This window comes from Pseudoalteromonas sp. SCSIO 43095, from assembly GCF_023650455.1.
GTDB classification, from domain to species: Bacteria; Pseudomonadota; Gammaproteobacteria; order Enterobacterales; family Alteromonadaceae; genus Pseudoalteromonas; species Pseudoalteromonas tetraodonis.
Window position 1 is genome coordinate 96,059 of sequence record NZ_CP087995.1, and the last position, 13,052, is coordinate 109,110.

Below are 13,052 nucleotides of genomic sequence, written 5' to 3' on the forward strand. Positions count from 1 at the left end.
CAACGCTTTATAGTTTGCTAGTGTTGAGGTGGGATTAAGTTGGAACAACAGTTAAATGTTGTACATCTTGGCATAGATGCCAGTTAAGTCTGTTCTTACAAGAACAGGTCGGGTCAAAGATCAGCAAGCTGAGGAACCCCATGGCTTACTCTTATTCTGAAAAGAAACGTATCCGTAAGGATTTTGGTAAACGTCCACAAGTTTTGGATATACCTTTCTTACTGTCGACGCAGTTAGAATCGTTTAAAAAATTCTTAGTCCCGGACGCTGATGGCGATCATGGTTTGGAAGCTGCCTTCCGTTCTGTGTTTCCAATTAAAAGCTACTCGGGAAATTCTGAGCTTCAATACGTAAGTTATCGTATTGGTGAGCCAGTATTCGATGTAAAAGAATGTCAAATTCGCGGTGTGACTTATTCTGCTCCACTTCGCGTGAAACTGCGTCTTGTAGTAATGGACAAAGAAGCTCCAGGCACAGTTAAAGACATTAAAGAGCAAGAAGTTTACATGGGCGAAATTCCGCTCATGACCGATACCGGTACTTTTGTAATCAATGGTACAGAGCGTGTTATCGTTTCTCAGCTACACCGTAGCCCTGGTGTATTCTTTGATAACGACCGCGGTAAAACTCACTCGTCAGGTAAAGTGCTTTATAACGCACGCGTAATTCCTTACCGTGGTTCATGGTTAGACTTCGAATTTGATGCAAAAGATAACTTATATGTACGTATTGACCGTCGTCGTAAATTACCGGCGTCTATCATCTTACGTGCACTTGAGTATACGAGTGAAGAAATCCTAGATATCTTCTTCGATACTACTGCGTTTGAAATTGCTGACGGTAAAGTTCTTATGGAACTTGTGCCTTCACGTTTACGTGGTGAAACTGCCGCTTTTGATATCAAGAGCGAAGACGGTGAAGTCCTTGTTGAAAGCGGTCGTCGTGTTACGGCTCGCCACATCAAGAGCATCGAGAAAAAAGGCATTAATCAATTAGAAGTACCACATGAGTACATCATTGGCCGTGTATTAGCGAAGAACTATGTTGATGAGTCAACAGGTGAAATCATCGCGACTGCAAATGACGAGCTAACGCTTGAAATGATGGCTGAATTGGTTAAAGCAGGTCACACTACTATTGATACATTATATATCAATGAAGTGGACAGCGGCGCTTACATGTCAAATACATTAAACATTGACTCGTCAAGCAACCGTTTAGAAGCACTAGTAGAAATTTATCGCATGATGCGCCCAGGCGAGCCACCGACGAAAGACGCGGCTGAAGCCTTATTTGAGAACTTATTCTTCTCAGAAGAACGCTATGACTTATCAACAGTAGGTCGTATGAAGTTCAATAGCCGTGTTGGTTACGATTCAGACACAGGCCCTGGCACATTAAGCAAAGAAGACATCGTAGCGGTTATGAAAGTATTGATTGCTATTCGTAACGGTGTTGGCGATGTTGATGATATAGACCACTTAGGCAACCGTCGTATACGTAGTGTTGGCGAAATGGCTGAGAACCAATTCCGTGTAGGTTTAGTACGTGTAGAACGTGCTGTACGTGAGCGCTTAAGCTTAGGTGACCTAGACGCTGTAATGCCACAAGATCTTATTAACGCTAAGCCTATTTCGGCAGCAGTTAAAGAGTTCTTCGGCTCGTCTCAGTTATCACAGTTTATGGACCAAAATAACCCGCTATCAGAAGTAACGCACAAGCGTCGTATTTCTGCATTAGGTCCGGGCGGTCTAACTCGTGAGCGTGCTGGCTTTGAAGTACGTGACGTTCACGTAACTCACTACGGTCGTGTATGTCCAATCGAGACTCCTGAGGGTCCAAACATCGGTCTAATTAACTCATTGTCTACGTATGCACGTACCAATGACTACGGTTTCTTAGAAACACCTTACCGCAAAGTGGTAGACGGTGTAGTAACTGATGAAGTTGATTACCTATCAGCCATTGAAGAAGGTCAGTTTGTTATCGCACAGGCGAACTCAAACTTAACTGAAACCAATGAGTTTGTAGATGAACTTATTCCATGTCGTCACAAAGGTGAATCAACCTTTATGGGTCGTATGGACCAGCAATATATGGATGTATCACCACAACAGGTGATCTCTGTAGCGGCCGCACTTATCCCGTTCCTAGAACACGATGATGCTAACCGTGCATTGATGGGTTCAAACATGCAACGTCAAGCAGTACCAACATTGAAAGCGGACAAACCGTTAGTAGGTACAGGTATTGAGTTAACACTAGCAAAAGATTCTGGTGTAACGATTGTTGCTAAACGTGGTGGTGAAGTAATGTATGCCGACGCAAGTCGCATCGTTGTTAATGTACATGAAGAAGAGCGCATCCCTGGTGAAGCGGGCATCGACATCTACAACTTAACCAAGTACACACGTTCTAACCAAAATACATGTATTAACCAAAAGCCGACTTGTATGGTTGGTGAACCGGTTACTCGTGGCGATGTGTTAGCAGATGGTCCTTCGACTGACTTAGGTGACTTAGCCCTTGGTCAAAACCTTCGCGTGGCATTCATGCCATGGAACGGTTACAACTTCGAGGATTCAATCTTACTATCAGAGCGCGTAGTTGAAGAAGATCGTCTAACGACTATCCACATTCAAGAACTACAGTGTATCGCCCGTGATACTAAATTAGGCTCAGAAGAGATCACAGCAGATATCCCGAACGTGGGTGAATCTGCACTAGGCAAGCTTGATGAATCAGGCGTTGTATATATTGGTGCTGAAGTTAAAGGCGGCGATATCCTAGTAGGTAAAGTGACTCCGAAAGGCGAAACGCAATTAACACCAGAAGAGAAGCTACTACGTGCTATCTTCGGTGAAAAAGCGTCTGACGTTAAAGACAGCTCTTTACGTGTACCTAACTCTGTAACTGGTACTGTAATCGACGTACAAGTTTTCACCCGTGATGGTGTTGAAAAAGATAAGCGTGCGTTAGAAGTTGAAGACATGCAGCTTCGCGAAGCGAAGAAAGACTTCAACGAAGAGTTCCGTATTCTAGAAGCTGGTGTTTTAGAGCGTGCTCGCAAGTTACTTGTGGCAGCTGGCTTCGATGAAGACAACTTAACGTCACTGAATGCTGAAAAGTTACTAACTCAAAGTCTTGCTGAAGAAGACAAGCAAGCTGAACTTGAGCAACTAGCTGCACAGTACGATGAGCTTAAAGCTGAATACGATAAGAAGTTTGAAAACAAACGTCGTAAAATTACCCAAGGTGACGACTTAGCACCAGGTGTACTTAAAATTGTTAAAGTATACTTAGCTGTTAAACGTCGTATCCAACCGGGTGATAAAATGGCGGGTCGTCACGGTAACAAAGGTGTTATCTCGACTATCGTACCAGTAGAAGATATGCCATACGATGACAAAGGTCGTACGGTAGATATCGTACTAAATCCACTAGGTGTACCATCGCGAATGAACATCGGTCAGATCCTTGAAACACATATGGGTCTAGCTGCACGCGGTATTGGTGAGCGCTTAGAAGAAATGATGAAAGAGCAACGCGAGCTTCATGAGCTACGTGAATTCATCAAACAAGCTTATGAGATCGGTGAATCTCGTCAGGTTGTGGATATCGCTAGTTTCTCTGATGACGAAATTCGTCGTTTAGCTGAAAACTTGAAAGGTGGTTTACCGATTGCTACTCCTGCATTTGATGGCGCGAAAGAAGACGAAATCAAAGACATGCTAGAGCTAGGCGGCTACCCTAGAAGTGGTCAGGTTACACTTTATGATGGCCGTACTGGCGATCAGTTTGAACGCCAAGTAACTGTAGGTTACATGTACATGCTTAAACTTAACCACTTGGTTGATGATAAGATGCACGCGCGTTCTACTGGTTCTTACAGCCTTGTTACTCAGCAGCCGCTGGGTGGTAAAGCACAGTTCGGTGGCCAGCGTTTTGGTGAGATGGAAGTATGGGCACTTGAAGCTTACGGTGCTGCTTACACGCTACAAGAAATGCTAACAGTGAAATCGGATGACGTGAACGGTCGTACTAAGATGTATAAAAACATCGTTGATGGTAACCATAAAATGGAACCAGGTATGCCAGAATCGTTCAACGTATTGTTGAAAGAAATCCGCTCACTGGGTATCAACATCGAGTTGGAAGAAAATTAAGCCAATTAGTTGCTGCAGTGAACGCTGCAGCATCTGTTATGGCTGAATAGAATGTAGGGACGAGAACATCCGTCCTCAAGATTAACTCCGACAGGAGAGCTAAGGTGAAAGACTTACTTAAGTTTCTGAAGCAACAAAATAAGACCGAAGAATTCGATGCAATTCGCATTGGTCTTGCTTCACCAGACATGGTTCGTTCATGGTCATACGGTGAAGTAAAGAAACCTGAGACTATTAACTACCGTACTTTCAAGCCTGAGCGCGATGGCTTATTCTGTGCCCGTATTTTCGGCCCAGTGAAAGATTATGAGTGTTTATGTGGTAAATATAAACGCCTTAAACACCGTGGTGTGATCTGTGAGAAGTGTGGCGTTGAAGTAACACTCACTAAAGTGCGTCGTGACCGTATGGGTCATATAGAACTGGCAAGTCCAGTTGCGCATATATGGTTTTTAAAATCATTACCGTCACGTATCGGCTTAATGCTTGATATGACGCTTCGTGATATTGAACGTGTTCTTTACTTCGAATCATTCGTAGTAACTGAGCCTGGTATGACAACGCTTGAGCGTGGTCAGCTATTAGGTGAAGAAGAATACCTAGATGCACTTGAAGAGCATGGTGATGAGTTTGAAGCGAAGATGGGTGCTGAAGCAGTATTAGACTTGCTTCGTGAACTCGATCTTGCTCAATTAATTGCAGAGATGCGTGAAGAGTTACCAACAATTAACTCTGAAACTAAGCGTAAAAAGATCACTAAACGTCTTAAGTTAATGGAATCGTTCCACCAATCAGGTAATAACCCTGAGTGGATGATCATGACAGTACTTCCAGTATTGCCACCTGACTTACGTCCATTAGTACCACTAGACGGTGGCCGCTTTGCGACATCTGATCTAAATGACCTTTACCGTCGTGTTATTAACCGTAATAACCGTCTTAAGCGTCTACTAGATTTAGCTGCACCAGATATTATCGTACGCAACGAAAAACGTATGTTACAAGAAGCGGTTGATGCGCTACTTGATAACGGTCGTCGTGGTCGTGCAATTACAGGTTCTAACAAACGTCCACTTAAATCGCTTGCTGATATGATCAAAGGTAAGCAAGGTCGTTTCCGTCAGAACTTACTTGGTAAGCGTGTAGATTACTCTGGCCGTTCTGTAATCACGGTTGGTCCTACACTTAAGCTTCATCAGTGTGGTCTTCCTAAGAAGATGGCATTAGAGCTTTTCAAACCATTCATCTATGGCAAATTAGAACGTCGCGGCATGGCTACGACAATCAAAGCAGCTAAAAAGATGGTTGAGCGTGAAGTAGCGGAAGTATGGGATGTACTAGATGAAGTAATTCGTGAACATCCAGTATTACTTAACCGTGCACCAACACTTCACCGTTTGGGTATCCAAGCGTTTGAACCTGTGCTTATCGAAGGTAAAGCGATTCATTTGCATCCATTAGTATGTGCGGCTTACAACGCCGACTTCGATGGTGACCAAATGGCGGTACACGTACCGCTAACAATTGAAGCTCAGCTAGAAGCTCGTGCGTTAATGATGTCTACAAACAACATCTTATCGCCTGCTAATGGTGAGCCAATCATCGTTCCTTCACAGGACGTTGTATTAGGTCTTTATTACATGACGCGTGACCGCATTAACGCCAAAGGCGAAGGCACCGTATTTAAAGATCCTAAAGAAGCAGAAAAAGCATACCGTAGTGGTAATGCCGACCTTCACGCAAAAGTGAAAGTACGTATTAGCCAATCAGTAGCGAATGAAGATGGTGTTGTAGAAGATACAATTACTATCATTGATACTACAGTGGGTCGTGCAATTCTGTCTCTTATTTTACCTAAAGGTATGCCGTTTGAGTCAATCAACCAAGCCTTAGGTAAAAAGCAGATTTCTAGCTTACTAAATGAGTGTTACCGTCGTCTTGGTTTAAAAGACACAGTAGTTTTTGCTGACCAAGTTATGTACACCGGTTTCCACTACGCAATGAAGTCAGGTGTTTCAATTGGTATAGATGACTTAGTTATCCCACCAGTGAAAGCATCAATCATTGAAGCAGCAGAAGCTGAAGTAACTGAAATCAACCAACAGTTCCAATCAGGTCTTGTTACGGCTGGTGAAAAGTACAACAAAGTTATTGATATCTGGTCACGTGTAAATGAAAACCTATCACGTGAAATGATGGCTAACTTGTCAAAAGACACCGTAGTGAATGCGCAAGGTGAAGAAGAAGAGCAACCGTCATTTAACTCAGTGTTTATGATGGCCGACTCAGGTGCTCGTGGTAGTGCCGCTCAGATCCGTCAGCTAGCAGGTATGCGTGGTCTAATGGCACGTCCAGATGGTTCAATCATCGAGACGCCAATCACGGCTAACTTCCGTGAAGGTCTAAACGTACTTCAGTACTTCATCTCAACGCACGGTGCGCGTAAAGGTCTTGCCGATACTGCACTGAAAACAGCAAACTCGGGTTACCTAACGCGTCGTCTAGTAGACGTTGCACAAGATTTGGTAATCAACGAAGACGATTGTGGCACAGAAGATGGCTTAACAATGAAACCGCTAATTGAAGGTGGTGACGTTGTAGAAGCACTTCGCGAACGTGTACTAGGTCGTGTTGTTGCTGAAGATGTTGTAATACCAGGTACTAATACAGTACTTGTTGAACGTAACATCATGCTTGACGAAAAACTGTGTGACCTTTTAGAAGAGCACTCAGTAGATGAAGTGCGTGTACGTTCAGTTATCACCTGTGATAACGACTTTGGTGTATGTGCTAAGTGTTATGGTCGTGACCTTGCACGTGGTCATATCATCAACGCGGGTGAATCAGTAGGTGTTATCGCAGCTCAATCAATCGGTGAGCCGGGTACACAGCTTACGATGCGTACTTTCCACATCGGTGGTGCGGCATCAAGAGCGTCTGCTGAGAATAATGTACAAGTTAAAACAAACGGTACATTAAAACTTCACAACGCTAAATATGTATTAAATACAGACGGTAAGATTGTTATTACCTCTCGTTCTACCGAGATCACTATCATTGATAGCTATGGTCGTGAGAAAGAGCGTTATAAAGTACCTTACGGTGCGGTATTAACAGTGCATGACAATGCAGAAGTTCAAGGTAACGACATCGTTGCTACTTGGGACCCGCATAGTCACCCAATCGTTCTTGAGCATAAATCAAAAGTATCGTTCAGCGATATCGATGATTCAAACACTGAAGCACAGACTGACGAACTAACGGGTTTAACTCGTGTAGTTGTTAAAGATCTTGCTAAAGCGAATGCGAAAGAGCCAAAGCTTATCATTGAAAGTGATGAGCGTGGATTGCAAGAAACGCGTCTTCCTTCATTCACTACGATTGAAGTAACAGACGGCGCGACTGCAAACCCAGGTGACGTATTAGCACGTATTCCGCAAGAAGGTTCGAAAACTCGTGATATCACGGGTGGTCTACCACGCGTAGCCGACTTATTTGAAGCACGTAAACCAAAAGATCCTGCAATCCTTGCAGAAATCACCGGTACTATTAGCTTCGGTAAAGAGACTAAAGGTAAGAAACGTTTAGTTATTACACCAGCTGAAGGCGATCATTACGAAGAAATGATTCCTAAGTGGCGTCAGCTTAACGTGTTTGAAGGTGAACAAGTGTCTAAAGGTGAAGTTATCGCCGATGGTCCAGAATCACCGCATGACATCTTACGCCTTCGTGGTGTGACTCATGTTGCTAATTACATTGTTAACGAAGTGCAAGAGGTTTATCGTTTGCAGGGCGTTAAGATCAATGATAAGCACATTGAAACTATTATTCGTCAAATGCTACGTAAATGTATCATTCTAGACGGTGGTGATACTGAGTTCTTAGCCGGTGAGCAAATTGAAGTGGCACGCGTTAATATCGCAAACCGCGACCTTGAAGCTCAAGGTAAGATCCCAGCTAAGTTTGAAATCCAGTTAATGGGTATCACAAAAGCATCACTAGCGACAGAATCTTTCATCTCAGCAGCCTCGTTCCAGGAGACAACTCGTGTCCTGACAGAAGCCGCTGTAAATGGTAAGAGCGATGAACTACGCGGTCTGAAAGAAAACGTAATTGTGGGTCGATTGATCCCAGCCGGTACCGGTTTTGCGTATCATCAAGAGCGTATGGCTCGTCGTAAGCAAAAAGACGTTGTTGAAGAGCAAACGGTAAGTGCGGAAGAGGCAACTCAAGCACTCACTGATGCTTTAAACGCGGATTTATCTGGAAATCAATAAACCGAATCTAATCAATAGATTAGAGTTTCACAAGGCAGTTATCTACTGCCTTGTGAGCGGTTTAGGTTGACAGGTCAATCTTTGCTCATTAAAATTCCGCCACCCATTTACTTGCACGTTTAAAACATGCTGGTAAAACAAGGGCGGATTTTTTATTTTTTTCAGTAGTAATTTTAATTTCAGGAGCTATTTAAATGGCAACTATTAACCAGCTAGTGCGTAAGCCACGTCGTAGCAAGGTTACTAAAAGTAACTCAGCTGCGCTTAAAGCGTGTCCGCAAAAGCGTGGTGTATGTACTCGCGTATATACAACTACACCTAAGAAACCAAACTCGGCGTTACGTAAAGTAGCTCGTGTACGTTTAACTAACGGTTTCGAAGTAACTTCATACATCGGTGGTGAAGGTCATAACCTTCAAGAGCACAGTGTAATCCTAATCCGTGGTGGTCGTGTTAAAGATTTACCAGGTGTGCGTTTTCACACTGTACGTGGTGCACTTGACTGTGCAGGCGTTAGCGACCGTCGTCAAGCTCGTTCTAAATACGGTGCAAAACGCCCTAAAGGCTAATTGTTTTCCGTTAGTAAGGCCAAGCACTAAATATTATTAATTATTGTTTTGGGTGATTGACTCGAAAGAGCAAACCTGAATAAACCGGAGATACAAAATGCCTAGAAGACGCGTAATAGGTCAACGTAAAATTCTTCCAGATCCTAAGTTCGGATCGGAGCTTCTTGCTAAGTTCGTTAACATCGTAATGTTAGACGGCAAGAAATCTACTGCTGAAAAAATCGTTTATGGTGCGCTAGACGTGGCTGCTGAGAAATCAGGCAAGTCGCACCTAGAAATCTTTGAAACTGCACTTGATAATATCCGTCCACAGGTAGAGGTTAAATCTCGCCGTGTTGGTGGTTCAACTTATCAAGTACCAGTTGAAGTACGTCCAGTACGTCGCAACGCATTAGGTATGCGTTGGTTAGTAGACGCTGCACGTAAGCGTGGCGAAAAATCTATGGGCTTACGTTTAGCTCAAGAAATCGTTGACGCTGCTGACAACAAAGGCACTGCGGTTAAGAAACGTGAAGACGTTCACCGTATGGCTGAAGCGAATAAAGCATTCGCTCATTACCGTTGGTAATCTGTCCTTAACCTTTAAGAGGATTTTATGGCACGTACAACTCCACTTGAGCGTTACCGCAATATCGGTATTTGTGCTCACGTAGATGCAGGCAAAACCACCACAACAGAACGTGTTCTGTTCTACACAGGTCTTTCTCATAAGATCGGTGAAGTACATGATGGCGCCGCAACTATGGATTGGATGGAGCAGGAACAAGAGCGTGGTATCACAATCACTTCTGCTGCAACAACGTGTTTCTGGAAAGGGATGGACGCGCAATTTGACAACCATCGCATCAATATCATTGATACCCCAGGACACGTAGATTTCACTATCGAAGTAGAGCGTTCTTTACGTGTACTAGATGGTGCGGTAGTTGTTCTTTGTGCTTCATCGGGTGTACAGCCGCAAACTGAGACAGTTTGGCGTCAAGCGAACAAATACGAAGTTCCGAGAATGATCTTCGTAAATAAAATGGATCGCACAGGCGCTGACTTCTTAACGGTTGTCGGCCAGGTGAAATCTCGTCTTGGAGCAACGCCTGTTCCAGTCCAGTTGCCAATTGGCGCTGAAGACGACTTTAAAGGTGTTATTGACCTTATTAAAATGAAAGCTATTAACTGGAATGATGAAGACCAGGGTATGACTTTCTCTTATGAGGCAATACCGGCAGAACTTCAGGATTTAGCTGAAGAATGGCGCTCTCATTTAGTTGAAAGCGCTGCTGAAGCCTCTGAAGAATTAATGGATAAATACTTAGAAGGTGAAGAGTTAAGCGAAGCAGAAATTAAAAATGCTTTGCGTCAACGCACATTAGCGAACGAAATTGTTCCCATGACCTGTGGTAGTGCATTTAAAAACAAAGGCGTTCAAGCTGTGCTTGATTGCGTTGTTGAATATATGCCATCACCAACACAAGTGAAACAAATCCAAGGTATCCTCGAAGATGGTACCGAGGAAGAGCGTCCTGCTGATGATAAAGCGCCGTTTGCTGCACTTGCTTTTAAGATTGCAACAGACCCGTTTGTTGGCACCTTGACCTTTTTCCGTGTTTACTCTGGTACTGTTAAACAGGGTGACGCGGTATATAACCCAGTAAAAAGTAAGCGTGAGCGTCTTGGTCGTATCGTTCAGATGCATTCAAACTCACGTGAAGAGATCAAAGAAGTCTACGCAGGCGACATCGCGGCGGCTATTGGTCTCAAAGACGTAACAACAGGCGAGACACTGTGTGATCCGAATTCTATTATTACGCTAGAGCGTATGGAGTTCCCAGAACCAGTTATCTCTGTTGCGGTTGAGCCTCGCACAATCGCTGACCAGGATAAAATGGGTATCGCGCTAGGTAAACTAGCGGCAGAAGATCCATCTTTCCGCGTACAAACTGACGAAGAATCAGGCCAGACGATTATCTCTGGCATGGGTGAACTTCACCTTGATATCATTGTCGACCGTATGAAACGTGAATTCAGTGTTGAATGTAACGTTGGTAAGCCGCAGGTTGCATACCGAGAAGCTATTCGTTCAACTGTTGAAGTTGAAGGGAAGTTTATACGTCAATCAGGTGGTCGTGGTCAATATGGTCACGTCTGGCTTAAACTTGAACCGATGGATATTTCGGATGATGAAGCCCCAATTTACGAGTTCGTTAACGAAACCGTAGGTGGGTCAGTTCCGAAAGAATACATCCCTGCGGTAGACAAAGGTATCCAAGAGCAAATGGCTCAAGGTGTACTGGCAGGCTACCCATTACTTGGCGTGAAAGCGACTTTATATGATGGTTCATTCCATGATGTAGATTCGAATGAAATGGCATTTAAAATAGCAGGTTCACTCGCTATGAAGCAAGGTGCGCTAGATGCAAACCCTGCTTTATTAGAGCCAGTAATGAAGGTTGAAGTACTCACTCCTGAAGCAAACATGGGTGATGTAGTTGGCGACCTAAACCGTCGTCGCGGCATGATCGAAGGCATGGAAGATGCACTTGGTGGACTTAAGCAAATTAATGCTCAGGTTCCGTTATCTGAAATGTTTGGTTATGCGACTGCTTTACGATCTGCAACACAGGGCCGTGCCTCATACTCTATGGAGTTTTTGAAGTACGCTGAAGCCTCTAAGCAGGTTGCAGATACAATAATTTCAGCTCGCGCTGTTATATGATTTTAGCTTGTCTGGCTCAATACTGAGTCAGGCTTTAATTTCTTTATTAGGAATTTTTTAAGATGGCAAAAGAAAAGTTTGAACGCGTAAAACCGCACGTAAACGTTGGTACAATCGGCCACGTTGACCACGGTAAAACTACACTAACTGCAGCAATCACTAACGTACTTGCAAAAGTATACGGCGGTGTTGCTAAAGATTTCGCATCAATCGATAACGCTCCAGAAGAGCGCGAGCGTGGTATCACAATCTCAACTTCACACGTTGAATACGATACGCCTACTCGTCACTACGCACACGTAGACTGTCCTGGACACGCCGATTATGTTAAAAACATGATCACTGGTGCTGCTCAAATGGATGGCGCTATCTTAGTAGTAGCTGCGACTGATGGTCCTATGCCACAAACTCGTGAGCACATCCTACTTTCTCGCCAAGTTGGCGTTCCTTACATCGTTGTGTTCATGAACAAATGTGACATGGTTGATGATGAAGAGCTACTTGAGCTAGTAGAAATGGAAGTTCGTGAACTTCTTTCTGAATACGACTTCCCAGGTGATGACTTACCACTAATTCAAGGTTCTGCACTTAAAGCACTTGAAGGCGAAGAGCAATGGGAAGCTAAAATCGTAGAGCTTGCAGAAGCACTAGATTCTTACATTCCAGAGCCAGAGCGTGACATCGATAAGCCATTCATCATGCCTATCGAAGACGTTTTCTCAATCCAAGGTCGTGGTACTGTTGTAACTGGCCGTGTTGAAGCTGGTATCATCAACGTGAACGACGAAGTTGAAATCGTTGGTATCAAAGAGACGACTAAGTCTACTTGTACTGGTGTTGAGATGTTCCGTAAGCTTCTTGACGAAGGTCGTGCTGGTGAGAACATTGGTGCACTTTTACGTGGTACTAAGCGTGAAGACGTTGAACGTGGTCAAGTACTAGCTAAGCCTGGTTCAATCAAGCCACACACTACATTCACTTCAGAAGTATACGTACTTTCGAAAGATGAAGGTGGTCGTCATACTCCATTCTTCAAAGGTTACCGTCCACAGTTCTACTTCCGTACAACTGACGTAACAGGTGACGTACAGTTACCAGAAGGCGTAGAAATGGTAATGCCTGGTGATAACGTTAAGATGACAGTAACGCTAATCGCGCCAATCGCGATGGACGAAGGTCTTCGTTTCGCTATCCGTGAAGGTGGCCGTACTGTAGGTGCTGGTGTTGTAGCAACTATCGTAGAGTAATAATTAACGTTTAAGTTAATTGTTAGAAAAAGGTCACTTAGGTGGCCTTTTTTAATGGCTGCGATTTACATCATGTGAAGGTG

General features: G+C 43.9%; 6 protein-coding genes. All 6 read left to right on the plus strand.

The genetic code is table 11. The features are described from left to right. Positions 1-140 precede the first annotated feature (140 nt). The gene (gene rpoB, locus LOC50_RS00515; RefSeq protein ID WP_138626639.1) at positions 141-4,166 is read left to right on the plus strand and encodes a DNA-directed RNA polymerase subunit beta; all 4,026 of its coding nucleotides are present in this window, start codon (positions 141-143) and stop codon (positions 4,164-4,166) included. 104 nt (positions 4,167-4,270) lie between these two features. Next, the gene (rpoC, locus tag LOC50_RS00520) at positions 4,271-8,443 is read left to right on the plus strand and encodes a DNA-directed RNA polymerase subunit beta' (protein WP_036981021.1); all 4,173 of its coding nucleotides are present in this window, start codon (positions 4,271-4,273) and stop codon (positions 8,441-8,443) included. 194 nt (positions 8,444-8,637) lie between these two features. Continuing rightward, positions 8,638-9,012 (plus strand): 30S ribosomal protein S12, encoded by a 375-nt coding sequence (rpsL, locus tag LOC50_RS00525; RefSeq protein ID WP_002958885.1) that lies wholly within the window; start codon positions 8,638-8,640, stop codon positions 9,010-9,012. A gap of 97 nt (positions 9,013-9,109) precedes the next feature. Next, positions 9,110-9,580 (plus strand): 30S ribosomal protein S7, encoded by a 471-nt coding sequence (rpsG, locus tag LOC50_RS00530; protein WP_010392135.1) that lies wholly within the window; start codon positions 9,110-9,112, stop codon positions 9,578-9,580. 27 nt (positions 9,581-9,607) lie between these two features. After that, entirely contained in the window at positions 9,608-11,722 is a 2,115-nt protein-coding gene (gene fusA, locus LOC50_RS00535; protein WP_138626641.1) for an elongation factor G, read from the plus strand. A 62-nt stretch (positions 11,723-11,784) separates the two neighbouring features. Next, the gene (gene tuf / locus LOC50_RS00540; RefSeq protein ID WP_036980581.1) at positions 11,785-12,969 is read left to right on the plus strand and encodes an elongation factor Tu; all 1,185 of its coding nucleotides are present in this window, start codon (positions 11,785-11,787) and stop codon (positions 12,967-12,969) included. The last annotated feature ends 83 nt before the right edge of the window (positions 12,970-13,052 follow it).

Coding starts and splice junctions, on each gene's coding strand:
- rpoB (WP_138626639.1), top strand. CDS start 141: ATGGCTTACTCTTATTCTGAAAAGAAACGTATCCGTAAGGATTTTGGT.
- rpsG (WP_010392135.1), top strand. CDS start 9,110: ATGCCTAGAAGACGCGTAATAGGTCAACGTAAAATTCTTCCAGATCCT.
- rpsL (WP_002958885.1), top strand. CDS start 8,638: ATGGCAACTATTAACCAGCTAGTGCGTAAGCCACGTCGTAGCAAGGTT.
- fusA (WP_138626641.1), top strand. CDS start 9,608: ATGGCACGTACAACTCCACTTGAGCGTTACCGCAATATCGGTATTTGT.
- tuf (WP_036980581.1), top strand. CDS start 11,785: ATGGCAAAAGAAAAGTTTGAACGCGTAAAACCGCACGTAAACGTTGGT.